We start from the raw sequence: 16237 nt of genomic DNA, 5'->3' as shown, positions 1-16237 counted from the left end.
AAGCCCCCGCCGCACTCTTGACGGCGACGTCCCAAACCAAACACTTGTCTCAAGGCGCCCATTGCGCAGTAGGCAGATCATGAAAAAATACGACTCGCGCACCAACGGCATCAGCGATTTTATTGAATGGGAGAGTGCTGGCAAGCTACAGCTCAGCCCAAAGTTTCAACGGCGTTCAGTTTGGAATCCAAAAGCAAAAAGCTATTTAATGGATACAATAATTCGCGGTAAACCTATTCCAAAAGTATTTATTAGGCAAATATTAAATGTTACAACCAAGACATCAATAAGAGAAATAGTTGATGGACAGCAGCGATTAAGAACTATACTTTCATACGTAAAGGACGGATTTGTAATTCTTCGCAGCCACAATAAAGATTACGGCGGAATTCTATTTAGCGATTTACCGGCGGAAGTTCAAGGACAAATCTTATCGTACGAAGTTTCTGTAGATCTCCTCATCAACCTTCCTGATGCCGAAATCCTAGATATATTTGGGCGGTTGAATTCATATGCAGTTACCCTAAACGAGCAGGAAAAGCTCAATGCACAATATTTTGGCCCTTTCAAACTTCTCGCCGACGAGATCGGAAGAGAACTGAACGAATACTGGATCCAGCATAGAATTTTTTCCGCAAATGATGTTTTGCGCATGAAAGAAGTAAATTTAACTGCAGATCTTTTGATAGCGCTTCTTGAGGGTATCAAGGCAAAACGTCAGGTGACAAAATACTATCACAGTTATGAAAAAGAATTTGATTATGATGTGGATGCACTCAAGGAACGCTTTTTCTCAGTGATTTCATTTATCGAGGAGTTATTCCCTAACGGACTGAAGGAAACTGAATTCAAGCGTTCATTTTTATTTTACACGCTTTTTACATCTGTTGCGCACTGCTTAGCTCCGATACCTCGTTTAGAAGTCACGGTGCCCCAAATAGGCGAAGCTGCCGCATTATCGCAGGCGCGAAATAATCTCGAACGCGTGGAAGTACTATTTCAGGAGAAAGATGTCTCGACTATTTCAAAAGAGGAGCGTGAATTTTTGCAGGATTCAAGGCGTGCTACAACTGACGAAACAGTAAGGACAAGACGGACAAATTTATCTTAAAATTGCTAGGCACGCCATAGATGCCGCCCGATCAAATATTGGCTCGCCTGATTGACCATTTAAATCAGTGTGACGATTTAATAACAGAGTCACATTTTCGTAACGAAGCGGGGAATTATGTATTTAATGTCGAAAGCAGAAGAAAGATTGCTAAAACGGCAATTATAGAATTATTCATTGCATGGGAGGCCTTTCTTGAGGACATGATTATATCAATAATGATTGGAAATGCACCGATCGGAGGCAATGATGTACGACGGTTCGTTGTTCCGCGAGATAGCATTCACGCAAAATCACTAGTTATGGGAACTCAGCAAAAATATTTCGATTATAGCAATCACGAGAACACATTGAAGATCTGCGATAATTTTTTTGAGAATGGCCATCCCTTTTCTGCAAATATTAGGAGTATACATACGGATTTATCTGACTTAAAGAAAATACGCAATGCTTGCGCCCATATCACCTCATCAACACAGGCTGCGCTCGAAGCCGTTGCATTAAGGCTTTTTAACGCGCCTCGGAACGGTATTCAAATTTATGAACTTGTGACTGCGATTCATCCCCCGTCTGGTGCTGGAGTTACTGTATTCAGGCGATATCGAAACATTATTGAAGTTACTGCCAATATGATAGCAAATGGGTAAGGCAGATCAACGCTATTATTGACCGATTACAAAAATTATATAAGACTGTTGAATTTTACATATCTTTCAACCAGCACATTATTGATTAATTTCAATTAAGATGTTAATATACATATCCTATCAAGTAAGCGAAAACACACCACCTTTTGACATCAGTGGTCTTCTCAGACACCTCGAAATGTCAGAGTTTTCGATTCTATCCATTTCTATCTATGAGTATGACTTCCCCATCACCCCGCCCGCCGCGGCATCCGGAACGGCAGCATGAACTGCACCAGCGGGTTGGCGAAGCGGGTGAGCGAGAGGCTCTCGTGGACTGGGCGTACGGGCTCGCCGTCGAGAGTCGAGGCGAGGAGCGAGCGGGCGTAGAACGGCGTGTCCTCGAAGGTGCGGACGACCGTGGAGGCCGCGTCGTCGCTGCGGGTGGCGCGGGGCATGCGCCAGAACCGCGTCGGCGGCAAAGCGGCGGGCAGGGGCGGGCGGATGTCGCGGCGGGTGCCGTCGGCGGCAAAGCGCAGGGACAGGGTCTGGGTGCTGCCGTCGCGGCGGCGCACGTCGTAGAGGATCGCCGACCCGTCCTTCAGATCGGCCCGGCACCAGGTCCAGTCGCGAAAATCCCGGCCCAAAGCGGTGTCGCCATGGTTGGTATCGAAATAGGCGGTGCCGCGCCAGGACAGGCTCGGGGCGTCGAGGGTCACCTCCACGGGGGAGGAGGGCGCCATCGGCCACCAGCGGTGCCGGCCCTCCGCGTCGAGGGTGAAGGTATCGCGCGTGAAGCCGTTGGGGCGCAGGCGGATCGTGCCGCGCACCAGCGAGGGGATCGGCGCCGTCACCTCGTCGAGGGTGATGGTGAGGGTGGTGCCGTCCCAGGCGAGACCGCTCGGGCCGATCCGGATCTGCGACGCGTCCCGGCTCAGGGCATTTCGGCCGCGCTCGGTCATGCAGAAGCGGTTGGCGCGCTCGCCGTAAAGCACGACGTTCATGGTGCAGTGGTTGAACGGGTCGCGGCTGAGGTCCAGGGCGTAATAGGGCGAGAACACGCTGCCGATGAAGGCGATGATCGTGAGCCCCTGGCGCCCGTCCTCGCTCAGGGCGTCGACATACCACCAGACGTAACCGCCTTGGGCCACCGGCGTGTCGAAGCGCGGCCCGTCTGGGCGAGATCGGCCAGCAGGCTGTCCGCCGCGATCCGCCCCGATTGCGCCGCCATCGGCACCCCCGGCCCCGGATGGACGCTGCCCCCCGCCAGATACAGCCCCGGCAGCCCCGTCCGCGCCCCCGGACGCTTGAACGAGGCCATCCAGCCGTGCGAGGCCCGGCCGTAGAGGGCGCCCCCCGTCGCCGGAAACAGCCGCTCGAACCCCGCCGGATCGGTGGTCACCGTCGCGGGCGTCGCCTCGATCGTCAGCCCGCATTCCGTCAGCTTGCGACGCAGGTTGGTCTCGCATGTGGCGATCTCCGTGGGGGCGAGGGGACGCTCCCGGCCGAGAGCCGGAGCGTTGACGAGGCAGAGCAGGCGCTCGGGTCGGTCGAGGGCGGAATCGTCGTCGGCGCGGTCCTGCGCGCAGACATAGATTGTGGGATCGTCGGGGAGCCGGCCGGCGCGGAGCTCCGCGAATTCGCTCGCGTAGTCGCCCGAGAAGAACACGTTGTGCCGCACCAGCGGGAAGCCCGAAATCCGGGCCCTGGCGCAGAGCGTCACCGCCGAAAGGGAGCGGGCTTTCGGCGGCACCGCTTCCACCGCCCGCGCCGCGCGCACGCCGAACAGGCCCGCGCCGAGCGCCGCCGCATCGGCATTGGCCACCACGAGATCGGCCGCGATCCGCTCGCCATCGGCGAGGTCGACACCGACGATGCCGCGCCCGTTCTCCACCGCGATGGCGGCCACCTCGGCGCGATAGCGGATGCGGGCGCCGTTCTCCTGCGCCAGTTCGGCCATGATCGCGGCGAGGCGACTGAGACCGCCCTCCACATGCCAGACGCCCCGGCTCTCCACATGCGCCACCAGCATCAGCGTCGCCGGGGCCTCGAAGGGGGAGGAGCCGCAATAGGTGGCGTAGCGCCCGAACAACTGGCGCAGGCGGGGATCGCGAAAGTACTCGCCCAGCGCCCCCCACAGGGTGGTGAAGGGCTGGATGCGCAGCAACCCGCCGAGCCCCGACAGGCCGACGCGGCGGCCGAGATCGACCGGGCTCGGCCGCTCGCCCCGGATGAACGGCCCTTCCAGCGTGCCGTAGACCTCCGCCGCGCGGGCGCGAAAGCGGCGGTAGCCGTCCTCCTCGCGCGGCCCGGCGAAGGCCCGGATCGCCGCCGCCGATTCCTCGGGATCGGCGAACAGGTCGAGGCGCTGGTCCGCCCCCCAGGCATGGCGGGCGAGGATGGAGGCCGGGCTCAGCCTCACGCGATCCGACAGGTCGGCGCCGCATTCCGAAAAGATCTCCTCGAAGACCCAGCGCATGGTGAAGACGGTGGGGCCGGCCTCCACCCGCGCCCCGTCCGCCGCGACGCTGCGCATCTTGCCGCCGGGCGCGGTCGCGCGCTCCAGCACGGTGACGTCGAGCCCCGCATGGGCGAGGCGCAGGGCCGCCACCAGCCCGCCGATTCCCGCTCCGATCACCGCAACCCGCTGCGCCGCCACTGTGTCACCTGTTTCTGCCTTGACGAGTGTCAATAATATCTGACACTTTGCAATGGCAATACGAAAAGACACCAGGGAGTGGCGCCATGGATGCCAACCGCCGGATCGAGCAGGCTCTCGACGCTGCCGTCGCCCATGCGGAGGCGCCCGGCGCGCCGCCGCTCCTAGCGGAAGCGATCCGCTACGCGGTCTTTCCCGGCGGCCACCGCATCCGCCCGCGCCTCTGCCTCTCGGTGGCGAAAGCCTGCGGCGACGACGATCCGGCGGCCTCCGACGCGGCAGCGGCGGCGATCGAACTCATCCACTGCGCCTCCCTGGTCCATGACGACCTGCCCTGTTTCGACGATGCGCCGATGCGGCGGCAGAAACCCTCGGTCCATGCCGCCTTCGGCGAGCCCCTGGCGGTGCTGACCGGGGATGCGCTCATCGTCTCGGCCTTCGAGACCCTGGCGCGGGGTGCTGCGCGCTCGCCGGCCCGGCTCGCCGCCCTCGTCGGCCTCGTCGCCCGCGCGGCCGGTTCGCCCAATGGCATCGCCGCCGGGCAGGCCTGGGAATCGGAGCGGCATGTGGGGCTCACCGAGTACCAGCAGGCCAAGACCGGCGCGCTGTTCGCGGCAGCCACCGTCACCGGCGCGGCGGCGGCAGGCGCCCAGGCGCTGCCGTGGCGGCTCTTGGGGGAATGCCTCGGCGAGGCCTATCAGGTCGCCGACGACCTGCGGGATGTCGCCTGCCGCCAGGAAGAGGTCGGCAAGCCGGTGGGCCGGGACGCCACGTTGGGCCGGCCCAACGCCGCCGCCCTGCTCGGCATGGCCGGGGCGCTCTCGCGGCTCAAGCGCCTCGTGCGGGAAGCCGTGGAGGTGATCCCCGCCTGCCCCGGCGCCGATCAACTCCGCGCCGAGATCGAGGCACAGACGCGCCTGTTCCTGCCGGCGAGCCTGGCGCGGGAATTGGCGTGAGCGGGGCAGACCCGTGTCGTTCACTGATAACGCATCGAGTGAAAGGCCAGCCGCGAATCCTCCCCCCTTTGCGGGGGAGGGTGGCCCTCGCGTCAGCGAGGGTCGGGAGAGGGGAGCGCCGTCTCCGGAAAGGTCGCCCCCTCTCCCGGTCGCTCCGCGACCACCCTCCCCCGCAGAGGGGGGAGGGCGACAGCGCGCCCTGCCTTGGCGGGAGCGCTGGCTCGCCTTCCGCAACCGCACCATCGCCAACCCGGCATTCCAGCGCTGGGCCGCCGCCTTCCCCCTCACGCGGGGGATCGCGCGGCGCAACACCCGCGCGCTGTTCGATCTCTGCGCCGGCTTCGTCTATTCGCAGACCCTGTTCGCCTGCATCAGGCTCGACCTGTTCGCGATCCTCGCCCCCGGCCCGCTCGGGCTCGCGGCCCTGGCCGAGCGGACCTGCCTGAGGCCGGAACGGGCTTTGCGCCTGCTGGACGCCGCCACATCGCTCGACCTGCTGCGGCGCCTGCCCGACGGGCGCTTCGCCCTGGCCGATCTCGGCGCGGCGTTGATCGGCAACCCCTCCATCGCCGCCATGATCGAGCACCATGCGCTCCTCTACGAGGATCTGCGTGACCCGGTGGCGCTCCTGCGCGGGGAGGGGGGCACGAGCCGCCTCGCCGCCTACTGGCCCTATGCGGGCGCGGCTGGCGACATGCCGGTCCCGGCCGAGTCGGTGGCGGACTACTCGGCCCTCATGGCCGCCTCCCAATCCCTCATCGCCGAGGACATCCTCGACGCCTATCCGATGCGGCGGCACCGCCTGCTGATGGATGTGGGCGGGGGCGAGGGAGCCTTCCTCCGCGCGGTCATGCGGGCGACGCCCGATCTCGCCGTCCGGCTGTTCGACCTGCCGGCGGTGGCCGCCCGCGCCACGGCGCGTTTCGCGGCCGAGGGCCTGTCCCACCGCGCCGAAGCCCAGGGCGGCAGTTTCCGCAACGTTCCCCTGCCGAAGGGCGCTGATGTCATCTCCCTCGTCCGGGTCGTCCACGACCATGACGACGACACCGTCCGCATGCTCCTGCGCGCCGCCTACGAGGCGCTGGGCGAAGGCGGCACGCTCCTGATCGCCGAGCCGATGGCCGGGACGGCGGGGGCCGAGCCGGTCACCGACGCCTATTTCGGCTTCTATCTGCTGGCGATGGGAAGCGGCCGCTGCCGCCGCCCCGCCGAGCTGACCGCGCTCCTCCAGGAGGCCGGCTTCCGCGACTGCCGCGAGATCCCGACGCGGCGCCCGCTCCTCACCCGCCTGCTGGTGTCCAGACGAATTGACACGCTGCAGCGTAAGTAAGGCTTGACGAATAAAAGTGTCAATCTAGGATGACACATCGAACAAGCGCCGCACCCGTCGCCATCGGGTCGAGGCACGAGACAGGGGAGGGTCGACCACAATGCACGCGCTGGCCGTCCTCTTCGAACGCCCCGAACAGCTGTCGCTCGCCGAACTCGCCCTCGATGCTCCGGGCCCGGCCGACGCGGTGGTCGAGACCCTGTGGAGCGGCATCAGCACCGGCACCGAGCGCCTGCTCTGGACGGGCCGGATGCCACCCTTCCCGGGCATGGGCTATCCGCTGGTCCCCGGCTACGAATCGGTGGGCGAGGTGGTGGAAGCCGGCCCCGCCTCCGGCCTCGCCGTCGGGCAGCGGGTCTTCGTGCCCGGCGCCCGCTGCTTCGGCCCGGTGCGCGGCCTGTTCGGCGGCGCGGCCTCGCGCCTGGTGAGCGAAGGCGCGCGCCTCGTTCCCATCGATGCGGATCTGCGCGAACACGGAATCCTGATCGCCCTCGCGGCCACCGCCTACCATGCACTCCACGCGCGTCCCGAAGGCCGCTCGCTCATCGTCGGCCACGGCGTGCTCGGGCGGCTTCTCGCCCGCCTGACACGGATCGCCGGCGGCGAGCCGGTGGTGTGGGAAACGAACGCGATCCGGGCCACGGGCGCGCAGGGCTACGAGGTCGTGCATCCGGATTCGGACGAGACCCGCGATTACGGCTCCATCACCGATGTCAGCGGCGACGCCGCGATCCTCGACACGCTGATCGGGCGGCTCAGGCCCGGCGGCGAGATCGTGCTCGCCGGTTTCTACGAGGCGCCGCTCTCCTTCGCCTTCCCGCCCGCCTTCCTGCGCGAGGCCCGCATCCGCGTCGCCGCCCAGTGGCGGCCGGACGATCTCGCCGCGGTCCTGACCCTGATCGAAGGGGGGCGTCTCTCCCTCGACGGGCTGATCACCCATCGCGAAACGGCGGCGCACGCGCCGTCTGCCTATCGCACGGCGTTCGGCGAGCCCGAATGCCTGAAGATGATCCTCGATTGGAGAGCCGCGTCATGAACATGCAGCTGAACGGAGCCGCACTCCTGCGCGCCGAAGCCGCCATCGAGCCGGATGCGGCCCCCGTCTCCGCCACCAAGGAGACGCAGATCATCGCGATCTACGGCAAGGGCGGCATCGGCAAGTCGTTCACCCTGGCCAATCTCAGCTACATGATGGCCCAGCAGGGCAAGAAGGTCCTGCTCATCGGCTGCGACCCGAAGAGCGACACCACCTCGCTCCTGTTCGGCGGCCGCGCCTGCCCGACCATCATCGAGACCTCCACCAAGAAGAAGCTCGCCGGCGAGCAGGTCGCCATCGGCGATGTCTGCTTCAAGCGCGACGGCGTCTACGCCATGGAGCTCGGCGGCCCGGAAGTCGGGCGCGGCTGCGGCGGGCGCGGCATCATCCACGGTTTCGAACTTCTCGAAAAACTCGGCTTCCACGAATGGGGCTTCGACTACGTCCTGCTCGACTTCCTCGGCGACGTGGTCTGCGGCGGCTTCGGCCTGCCGATCGCCCGCGACATGTGCCAGAAGGTCATCGTCGTCGGCTCGAACGATCTTCAATCGTTGTATGTCGCCAACAACGTCTGCTCGGCGGTGGAATACTTCCGCAAGCTCGGCGGCAACGTGGGTGTGGGCGGCCTCGTCATCAACAAGGACGACGGCACCGGCGAGGCCCAGGCCTTCGCCGCCGCCGTGGGTATCCCGGTCCTGGCCTCGATCCCGGCCGATGACGACATCCGCAAGAAGAGCGCGAATTACGAGATCATCGGCCGGCCCGAGAGCCGATGGGGCTCGCTCTTCGCGGATCTGGCCCAGAACGTCCACGACGCCGCGGCCAACCACCCGACGCCGCTCTCCCAGGACGGGCTGCTCGGCCTGTTCAAGGGCGAGGCCGTGGGACGCGGCGTCACCCTGGTCCCCGCCACCTTCGAGGATATGTGCGGCACGGTTCAGGTCGTGAAGCCGTCCCTCGAAGTCGTCTACGACGAGGTCTGACGCGCATGGCCGTCTCCCTCGACATCGCCGATCTGCGCGCCCGCAAGGAGCGCCCCGCCTCGACCCTGGCTCCCGCCGCATTGCCTGCGGAGGCGGTCAATCTCGCCGCCACCCAGTCCGACGGGCTCGGCTGCCATTCCGGCAAGGACGCGATGCGGGCGGCCGCCGAAGCCGCCGGGATGTCGGAGACGCTGGAGCAACTTAAAAAAGACTACCCGCAGGGGCCGCACGACCAGCCCCAGAGCATGTGCCCGGCCTTCGGCTCCTTGCGCGTCGGCCTGCGCATGCGCCGCACGGCGACGATCCTGTCGGGCTCGGCCTGCTGCGTCTACGGGCTCACCTTCACGTCGCATTTCTACGGGGCGAAGCGCAGCGTCGGCTACGTGCCCTTCAATTCCGAAACCCTCGTCACCGGCAAGCTGTTCGAGGACATCCGCGAGGCGGTGTTCGACGTGGCCAAGCCCGCCGATTACGACGCGGTCGTCGTCATCAACCTCTGCGTCCCCACCGCCTCCGGCGTACCGCTCCGGCTCCTGCCGAAGGAGATCGACGGTGTCCGCATCATCGGCATCGACGTGCCGGGCTTCGGCGTGCCGACCCATGCGGAAGCCAAGGACGTGCTCGCCGGGGCGATGCTGAAATTCGCCCGCTCCGAGGCCGAGCAGGGCCCGGTCCAGGCGCCGCGCCTCGGCCGCTCCGAGCGCCCCAGCGTGACGCTGCTCGGCGAGATGTTCCCGGCCGACCCGGTGGTGATCGGCGGCCTGCTCGAGCCGCTGGGCCTCAGCGCCGGCCCGGTGGTGCCGACCCGCGAATGGCGCGAGCTCTACGCGGCGCTCGACTGCGCGGCGGTGGCGGCGATCCACCCGTTCTACACCGCCTCGATCCGCGAATTCGAACTCGCCGGCCGCCCCATCGTCGGCTCCGCCCCCGTCGGCCATGACGGCACCGCCGATTGGCTCGACCGGATCGGCGACGCCTGCGCCGTGCCGCGCGCCATTGTGGAGGCCGCCAAGAACCGGCTCCTGCCGATGATCCAGGGGGCGCTGGCCGCCGCGCCTATCAAGGGCCGGATCACGCTCTCGGGCTACGAGGGGTCTGAACTGCTGGTCGGCCGGCTCCTCGTCGAGAGCGGCGCGGACCTGCGCTACGTCGGCACCGCCTGCCCGCGCACGCCCTATTCGGAGGCCGACCGCGACTGGCTGGAATCACGCGGCGTCATAGTGCGCTTCCGCGCCTCGCTGGAGGACGACCTCTCTGCCATGCGCGAGTTCCGCCCGGACCTCGCCATCGGCACCACGCCGGTGGTGCAGGCCGCCAAGGAGCAGGCGATCCCCGCTCTCTACTTCACCAACCTGATCTCGGCCCGCCCGCTCATGGGCGTCGCCGGCGCCGGGTCGCTCGCCAAGGTCATCAACACGGCGCTCGGCAACCGGCACCGGTTCGACGCCATGCGGGACTTCTTCGACGGGGTCGGCGAGGGCCATGCCGCCGGGATCTGGGAAGAGGTGCCGAAAGTCCGCCAGAACGTCGCCTCGGCGACGCGCGGAAAACCCTCCCACAACCCGATCGGGGAGATGGCCTGATGCTCGTTCTCGATCACGACCGGGCCGGCGGCTATTGGGGCGCCGTCTACGTCTTCACCGCCATCAAGGGGTTGCAGGTCGTCATCGACGGTCCCGTCGGCTGCGAGAACCTGCCGGTCACCTCGGTGCTCCACTACACCGACGCGCTGCCGCCGCACGAATTGCCCATCGTGGTCACCGGGCTGGCCGAGGAGGAACTCGGCCGCCACGGCACCGAGGCCGCGATGAAGCGGGCCCATGCCACCCTCGATCCGGGCATGCCGAGCGTGGTCGTCACCGGTTCCATCGCCGAGATGATCGGCGGCGGCGTGACCCCGGAGGGCACCAACCTCCAGCGCTTCCTGCCGCGCACCATCGACGAGGACCAGTGGCAGACCGCCGACCGGGCGATGTCCTGGCTCTGGCAGGAATACGGCGCCCGGAAATTCGCCAAGAAGGGCATCCCGGCCCGGCCTCCCCGCAAGGAGGGTGAGCGCCCCCGCGTCAACATCATCGGCCCGGCCTACGGCACCTTCAACATGCCCTCGGACCTGGCCGAGATCCGCCGCCTCGTGGAGGGGATCGGGGCCGAGGTGAACCTCGCCTTTCCGCTCGGCTCGCATCTCGCCGACGTGCCGAAACTCGTGAACGCGGATGCCAATATCTGCCTCTACCGCGAGTTCGGCCGCCTGCTCTGCGAAGCCCTGGAGCGGCCCTACCTGCAGGCGCCGATCGGGCTTCACGCCACCACCCGGTTCCTGCGCAAGCTCGGAGAGATCCTCGGCCTCGATCCGGAGCCCTTCATCGAGCGCGAGCGCCACACCACGATCAAGCCGGTCTGGGACCTGTGGCGCTCGGTGACCCAGGACTTCTTCGGCACCGCGAGCTTCGGCATCGTCGCCTCCGACACCTATGCGCGGGGCGTGCGCCGCTTCCTCGAAGACGAGATGGGCCTGCCCTGCACCTTCGCGATCTCGCGCCGGCCCGGCGCCAAGACCGACAACGCGGCGGTGCGGGACGCGATCAAGGCCAACCCGCCCCTCGTCCTGTTCGGCTCGTTCAACGAGCGAATGTACGCGGCCGAATGCGGATCGCGGGCGGTGTTCGTACCGGCCTCCTTTCCGGGCGCCATCATCCGCCGCCATACCGGCACGCCCTTCATGGGCTTCTCGGGCGCGACCTACCTCATCCAGGAGGTCTGCAACGCCCTGTTCGACATGCTCTTCCACATCCTGCCGCTCGCCCGCGACATGGACCGGGTCGAGGCGACGCCGGCGCGGATCCATCGCGAACTGCCCTGGGACGAGGCCGCCCGCACCCTCCTCGACGACCTCGTCGAGACCCATCCGGTGCTGGTGCGGATCTCGGTGGCCAAGCGCCTGCGCGACGCGGCCGAACGGGCGACCCGGAATGCCGGGCAGGACCGCGTCGGCCCGGCCGAGGTCGAGCGCGCGCATGCGGACCTGACCCTCGGAGCGGCGGCATGAGCGCCCCCGCCCCACACCCTCTTTCCGGCTGGAGCGGCGCGGCGCCGTTTCCGTCGAGAACCGGCTTCCTCGCGAGGCCGACCGCCGCGGATCGTGGACAGGAGATTTCCGCCATGCAGTCGATGACCATGCCGTCCCGCCAGTCCCTTTCGCGTCCCGCCCCGTCGCGTCCGATGACGCGCCTGCAGCGGCACGCGCTGCAGTTCCGCCTCCTCCTGGTGGCGACCTACCCGTTCTTCCTCGCGGCGGCGGCGCTCCAGCGCCTCGTCCCGGCACGAGCCCCGGCGGGCCACGGGCTCATCGCCCGGCGCTCGGTCTTCGGCGAGGCCAAGGCCATGGCCGAGTCGGCGATCCCCTTCGTCTTCATGGGCTGACGCCTTCCGGGGCCGGATCGCCCCGGGCCGATGCCCGCCCGATCCGGAACCCGAACGACCTCCCGTCCGACGAGGGGGGGGAACGACCGTCGCGAGCGCCGCTGCCGGCCCCCGCGACCTCACCCGCCGCGCGTGGAGCACGCCCGGCCAGACGAAAGCGGAGGCTCACATCATGTCCAGTGGAATCGAGAAGGCGAGCAGCCTGTCCGGGCTGACCGAACCCGAAGCCAAGGAGTTCCACGCGATCTTCCTGACGAGCTTCATCATCTTCACGGCCATCGCCGTGGTCGCGCATATCCTCGTCTGGATGTGGCGCCCGTGGCTGCCCGGCCCCAAGGGCTACGCCGCCCTCGACACCGTCACGAGCGCCGCGCACGGCCTCGTCTCGATGATCTCCTGAGGAGGAACGCACCCATGCACAAGGTCTGGCTTCTCTTCGATCCGCGCCGCACGCTGGTGGCGCTCTTCACCTTCCTGTTCATCCTGGCGCTGCTGATCCACTTCATCTTGCTCAGCACCGACCGGTTCAACTGGCTGGAAGGCCCCAAGGCCCCGCGCGCCGCCAATGCGCAGACGCTGGTCCTGCCGACGATGCCCGCCTGACGGGGCGGGCCGGGATCACCCTCCTCCCCCTCCGGTCTCGGGCTCGCCCGAGACCCGCATGTCAGGTGCCCATATCGGGCAAGCCCGAGATGGGTGCGGGGAGGAGTTGGAGGTGGGGGTGGCTGGGCGACCTTCCTACTGCGGAGGCTGGCGGCGCCACCCCCACCCCTAGCCCCTCCCCACAAGGGGGAGGGGGACGACGCGCACCCTGACGGATGCGCCCATCCATCAAGAATCGTGACCTGTGAAGCCGGGAGGTATTCGCGATGGCGATGCTGAGTTTCGAACGAAAATATCGCGTCCGCGGCGGCACGTTGCTCGGTGGAGACCTGTTCGATTTCTGGGTCGGGCCGTTCTATGTCGGGTTCTTCGGCGTCACGACGTTGTTCTTCTCGGTGCTCGGCACCGCGCTGATCGTCTACGGCGCGGCCCTCGGGCCGACCTGGAACATCTGGCAGATCAACATCGCGCCGCCCGAGCTGAAATACGGGCTGGCGCTCGCCCCCCTCAAGGAGGGCGGCCTCTGGCAGATCATCACCTTCTGCGCCATCGGCTCGTTCGTCTCCTGGGCCCTGCGCGAGGTCGAGATCTGCCGCAAGCTCGGCATCGGCTACCACGTGCCCTTCGCCTTCTCGGTGGCGATCTTCGCCTATGTCTCGCTGGTGGTGATCCGGCCGTTCCTGATGGGCGCCTGGGGCCACGGCTTCCCCTACGGCATCCTCTCCCATCTCGATTGGGTTTCGAACACCGGCTACCAGTACCTGCACTTCCACTACAATCCGGCGCACATGCTGGCGGTGTCGTTCTTCTTCACGACGACGTTCGCCCTGTCCCTGCACGGCGCCCTGATCCTCTCCGCCACCAATCCGGGCAAGGGCCAGGTGGTGAAGACGCCCGAGCACGAGGACACCTTCTTCCGCGACACGATCGGCTACTCGATCGGCACGCTCGGCATCCACCGGCTCGGCCTGTTCCTCGCCCTCTCGGCGGGCTTCTGGAGCGCCGTCTGCATCATCATCAGCGGCCCGTTCTGGACCCGCGGCTGGCCGGAATGGTGGGGCTGGTGGCTCAATCTCCCGGTCTGGCGCTGACGAGCGCCGCAGAGTTCACGACGCGAAACCGGTGACCACTTCCGCGAAACCTGCTGAGCGGGGCACGACGACCATGGCCTACTATCAAAACATCTTCACAGAGGTCCAAGTCCGCTCCACCATTCCGGAACTCGGCGTTCCCGTCGATGTCGACCGGCGCTGGGGCACGCCGTTCCACAGCTACCTGTTCGGCCTGTTCGGCAACGCCCAGGTCGGCCCGATCTATATCGGCTATCTCGGCGCCCTCTCGGGCGTGTGCTTCCTCATCGCCTTCGAGATCGTCGGCCTCAACATGTGGGCCTCGGTGAACTGGGACCCGGTCCAGTTCGTGCGCCAATTGCCCTGGCTCGCCCTGGAGCCGCCGCGACCGCAATACGGGCTCAAGATCCTGCCGCCGCTGCAGGAGGGCGGATGGTGGCTGATCGCCGGCTTCTTCCTCACCGCCTCGATCCTGCTGTGGTGGGTGCGGCTCTATCGCCGCGCCCGGGCGCTCGGCCTCGGTACCCACGTGCCCTGGGCCTTCGCCTCCGCGATCTGGCTGTTCCTGGTCCTCGGCTTCATCCGGCCCATCCTGATGGGGTCGTGGAGCGAGGCGGTGCCCTTCGGCATCTTCCCGCATCTCGACTGGACCGCCGCCTTCTCGCTCCGCTACGGCAACCTCTTCTACAACCCGTTCCACATGCTCTCGATCGTCTTCCTCTACGGGTCGACGCTGCTCTTCGCGATGCATGGCGCCACCATCCTGGCGGTGAGCCGCTTCGGCGGCGAGCGCGAGATCGACCAAATCGTCGATCGCGGCACCGCCACCGAGCGCGCCGCCCTGTTCTGGCGCTGGACCATGGGCTTCAACGCCACCATGGAATCGGTCCACCGCTGGGCCTGGTGGTTCGCCGTGCTGACCACCCTCACCGGCGGCATCGGCATCCTGCTCACCGGCACGGTGGTCGACAATTGGTATCTCTGGGCGGTCAAACACGGCGTCGCCCCGTCCTATCCGCAGGTCTATGCGCCGGTCGTCGATCCCTTGAGCATGCCGGGGGCGGTCCCATGAAGACGTTTTTCACTGTCCTCGCTGGCTCGATCGCCTTCTTCCTCACCGTCGCGATGTTCGGTCTGACCGACTGGGACCGGCCGCCCCTGGCGGTTCAGCAAAGCGGCTTTCGCGGCACGGCGATGGACCAGATCCATACCCGCGCCGGGGCGGCCGAGACGAAGGCGGCCAATGTCGCGCCGGCGCCGGCCGACCCGGCCGAGCCCGGCGAGGAACTCGCCGGCGCCACCTACGAGAATGTTCAGGTCCTCAAGAACGTCAGCGTCAACGAGTTCAACCGCCTGATGGTCTCGATGACCGAATGGGTCAGCCCCGAACAGGGCTGCACCTACTGCCACAACACCGAGAACATGGCCGACGACAGCCTCTACCAGAAGAAGGTCGCCCGCCGGATGCTGCAGATGACCCAGCACATCAACGAAAGCTGGAAGGACAACCATGTGGGGGGCACGGGCGTCACCTGCTTCACCTGCCATCGCGGCCAGCCGGTGCCGGCCCATGTCTGGTTCACCGATCCCGGCCCGAACCGGCCCGGCGGCTTCATCGCCCGCAACAACGGGCAGAACCTGGCCAAGGCCTCGGTGGGCCTCGCCTCGCTGCCCTACGACACGCTGACCGAGTACCTCGCCGACAAGACCATCGACAACAACGCCATCCGGGTGAACGCCACCACGGCGCTTCCCACCACCAAGGGCAAGCCGATCCAGGACGCCGAGAAGACCTACGGCCTGATGATCCACATGTCGGAGGGCCTCGGGGTCAATTGCACCTTCTGCCACAACACAAGGGCGATCTCGAACTGGTCGCAGAGTACGCCCCAGCGCACCACCGCCTGGCACGGCATCCGCATGGTGCGGGACATCAACGGCAATTACCTCGAGCCGCTGACCTCGACCTTCCCCACGGCCCGCCTCGGCGTGCTCGGCGACGTGCCGAAGGTGAATTGCACCACCTGCCACAACGGCCAGAGCAAGCCGCTCAACGGCGCTCAGGTCATCGGGCCCTATCCCGAACTGGCCAAATCCACCGAGACGGCGAGCGCGGCGGACCCTGCACCGGCAGACCCGGCTCCGACCCCCGCGCCACAATAGATTTTCGGGGATAGACAAAGGGGGGTGGGTTCTTTGGGATCCGCCCCTTTTGCTTGCGCGGACGGGCACCACACCAAGTCCCAAGCGAGCCCGTCCCAGCGGGCACGGTTGAGCATCCCCTCACTCCGCACGCTTCCTGGATTCACACCTGCTCGTTCAGGCAGAGCGCGTCCCTCTCCCCCTTGTGGGGAGAGGTTAGGAGTGGGGGCGGCTCCGCTTGCCTCCGCACCCTGAGGGTCGCCCAACCACCCCCACCTCCAACTCCTCCCCACAAGGG

16 protein-coding genes are annotated in these 16237 nt (G+C 66.1%); 14 read left to right on the top strand and 2 right to left on the bottom strand.

The features are described 5' to 3' along the window. Positions 1 to 79 precede the first annotated feature (79 nt). Together ACYQML_RS20010 and ACYQML_RS20005 are read left to right on the top strand one after the other, a co-directional pair. Positions 80 to 1111, top strand: coding sequence for a GmrSD restriction endonuclease domain-containing protein (locus ACYQML_RS20010; protein ID WP_461233807.1), 1032 nt, complete (start codon positions 80 to 82; stop codon positions 1109 to 1111). Positions 1112 to 1131: 20 nt separating this feature from the next. Continuing rightward, positions 1132 to 1758 carry a hypothetical protein gene (locus ACYQML_RS20005; protein ID WP_461233806.1) on the top strand — a complete coding sequence of 209 codons (627 nt, stop codon included), beginning with the start codon at positions 1132 to 1134 and terminating at the stop codon, positions 1756 to 1758. A 230-nt stretch (positions 1759 to 1988) separates the two neighbouring features. Here ACYQML_RS20005 and ACYQML_RS20000 read toward each other — a convergent pair whose 3' ends face one another. Beyond that, a complete protein-coding gene (locus ACYQML_RS20000) occupies positions 1989 to 2888 on the bottom strand; it encodes a carotenoid 1,2-hydratase (protein WP_461233805.1) in 900 nt (299 codons plus the stop codon). Continuing rightward, a complete protein-coding gene (crtD, locus tag ACYQML_RS19995) occupies positions 2846 to 4396 on the bottom strand; it encodes a 1-hydroxycarotenoid 3,4-desaturase CrtD (protein WP_461233804.1) in 1551 nt (516 codons plus the stop codon). The genes ACYQML_RS20000 and crtD overlap by 43 nt, the downstream gene beginning before the upstream one ends. Positions 4397 to 4482: 86 nt before the next feature. On the opposite strand from crtD, the gene ACYQML_RS19990 reads away from it, so the two are divergent. The 12 genes from ACYQML_RS19990 (at position 4483) to pufC (ending at position 15960) form a co-directional block, all read left to right on the top strand. Further along, positions 4483 to 5352 carry a polyprenyl synthetase family protein gene (locus ACYQML_RS19990; RefSeq protein WP_461233803.1) on the top strand — a complete coding sequence of 290 codons (870 nt, stop codon included), beginning with the start codon at positions 4483 to 4485 and terminating at the stop codon, positions 5350 to 5352. Between the two features lie 199 nt (positions 5353 to 5551). After that, on the top strand, positions 5552 to 6682 hold the full coding sequence (locus ACYQML_RS19985) for a methyltransferase (protein ID WP_461235755.1): 1131 nt from the start codon (positions 5552 to 5554) through the stop codon (positions 6680 to 6682). A 100-nt stretch (positions 6683 to 6782) separates the two neighbouring features. After that, the gene (gene bchC, locus ACYQML_RS19980; RefSeq protein ID WP_461233801.1) at positions 6783 to 7718 is read left to right on the top strand and encodes a chlorophyll synthesis pathway protein BchC; all 936 of its coding nucleotides are present in this window, start codon (positions 6783 to 6785) and stop codon (positions 7716 to 7718) included. After that, positions 7715 to 8701 carry a chlorophyllide a reductase iron protein subunit X gene (locus tag ACYQML_RS19975; protein ID WP_461233800.1) on the top strand — a complete coding sequence of 329 codons (987 nt, stop codon included), beginning with the start codon at positions 7715 to 7717 and terminating at the stop codon, positions 8699 to 8701. The genes bchC and ACYQML_RS19975 overlap by 4 nt, the downstream gene beginning before the upstream one ends. A gap of 5 nt (positions 8702 to 8706) precedes the next feature. Then, positions 8707 to 10284 (top strand): chlorophyllide a reductase subunit Y, encoded by a 1578-nt coding sequence (gene bchY / locus ACYQML_RS19970; RefSeq protein ID WP_461227663.1) that lies wholly within the window; start codon positions 8707 to 8709, stop codon positions 10282 to 10284. Further along, entirely contained in the window at positions 10284 to 11750 is a 1467-nt protein-coding gene (bchZ, locus tag ACYQML_RS19965; RefSeq protein ID WP_311273829.1) for a chlorophyllide a reductase subunit Z, read from the top strand. Before bchY ends, bchZ begins: the two co-directional genes overlap by 1 nt. 122 nt (positions 11751 to 11872) lie before the next feature. Then, complete coding sequence (locus ACYQML_RS19960; protein ID WP_461225360.1) at positions 11873 to 12124, top strand: hypothetical protein; 252 nt, start codon at positions 11873 to 11875, stop codon at positions 12122 to 12124. A 172-nt stretch (positions 12125 to 12296) separates the two neighbouring features. Continuing rightward, a complete protein-coding gene (pufB, locus tag ACYQML_RS19955) occupies positions 12297 to 12524 on the top strand; it encodes a light-harvesting antenna LH1, beta subunit (RefSeq protein ID WP_018043292.1) in 228 nt (75 codons plus the stop codon). A 14-nt stretch (positions 12525 to 12538) separates the two neighbouring features. Then, positions 12539 to 12727, top strand: a complete 189-nt coding sequence (gene pufA, locus ACYQML_RS19950; RefSeq protein ID WP_018043293.1) for a light-harvesting antenna LH1, alpha subunit — start codon at positions 12539 to 12541, stop codon at positions 12725 to 12727. A 266-nt stretch (positions 12728 to 12993) separates the two neighbouring features. Then, the gene (gene pufL, locus ACYQML_RS19945) at positions 12994 to 13818 is read left to right on the top strand and encodes a photosynthetic reaction center subunit L (protein ID WP_461227662.1); all 825 of its coding nucleotides are present in this window, start codon (positions 12994 to 12996) and stop codon (positions 13816 to 13818) included. 73 nt (positions 13819 to 13891) lie between these two features. Continuing rightward, entirely contained in the window at positions 13892 to 14869 is a 978-nt protein-coding gene (gene pufM, locus ACYQML_RS19940; RefSeq protein WP_056425355.1) for a photosynthetic reaction center subunit M, read from the top strand. Beyond that, positions 14866 to 15960 carry a photosynthetic reaction center cytochrome PufC gene (gene pufC / locus ACYQML_RS19935; RefSeq protein WP_311273827.1) on the top strand — a complete coding sequence of 365 codons (1095 nt, stop codon included), beginning with the start codon at positions 14866 to 14868 and terminating at the stop codon, positions 15958 to 15960. The genes pufM and pufC overlap by 4 nt, the downstream gene beginning before the upstream one ends. The last annotated feature ends 277 nt before the right edge of the window (positions 15961 to 16237 follow it).

The sequence above is a fragment of the Methylobacterium sp. CM6244 genome (assembly GCF_054817885.1).
This window is presented reverse-complemented; position numbering and strand designations above follow the sequence as displayed.

Bases quoted from the DNA above. Each gene is read 5' to 3' on its own strand.
- ACYQML_RS20010 (WP_461233807.1), top strand. From the start codon at position 80: ATGAAAAAATACGACTCGCGCACCAACGGCATCAGCGATTTTATTGAA.
- ACYQML_RS20005 (WP_461233806.1), top strand. From the start codon at position 1,132: ATGCCGCCCGATCAAATATTGGCTCGCCTGATTGACCATTTAAATCAG.
- ACYQML_RS19990 (WP_461233803.1), top strand. From the start codon at position 4,483: ATGGATGCCAACCGCCGGATCGAGCAGGCTCTCGACGCTGCCGTCGCC.
- bchC (WP_461233801.1), top strand. From the start codon at position 6,783: ATGCACGCGCTGGCCGTCCTCTTCGAACGCCCCGAACAGCTGTCGCTC.
- ACYQML_RS19975 (WP_461233800.1), top strand. From the start codon at position 7,715: ATGAACATGCAGCTGAACGGAGCCGCACTCCTGCGCGCCGAAGCCGCC.
- bchY (WP_461227663.1), top strand. From the start codon at position 8,707: ATGGCCGTCTCCCTCGACATCGCCGATCTGCGCGCCCGCAAGGAGCGC.
- bchZ (WP_311273829.1), top strand. From the start codon at position 10,284: ATGCTCGTTCTCGATCACGACCGGGCCGGCGGCTATTGGGGCGCCGTC.
- ACYQML_RS19960 (WP_461225360.1), top strand. From the start codon at position 11,873: ATGACCATGCCGTCCCGCCAGTCCCTTTCGCGTCCCGCCCCGTCGCGT.
- pufB (WP_018043292.1), top strand. From the start codon at position 12,297: ATGTCCAGTGGAATCGAGAAGGCGAGCAGCCTGTCCGGGCTGACCGAA.
- pufA (WP_018043293.1), top strand. From the start codon at position 12,539: ATGCACAAGGTCTGGCTTCTCTTCGATCCGCGCCGCACGCTGGTGGCG.
- pufL (WP_461227662.1), top strand. From the start codon at position 12,994: ATGGCGATGCTGAGTTTCGAACGAAAATATCGCGTCCGCGGCGGCACG.
- pufM (WP_056425355.1), top strand. From the start codon at position 13,892: ATGGCCTACTATCAAAACATCTTCACAGAGGTCCAAGTCCGCTCCACC.
- pufC (WP_311273827.1), top strand. From the start codon at position 14,866: ATGAAGACGTTTTTCACTGTCCTCGCTGGCTCGATCGCCTTCTTCCTC.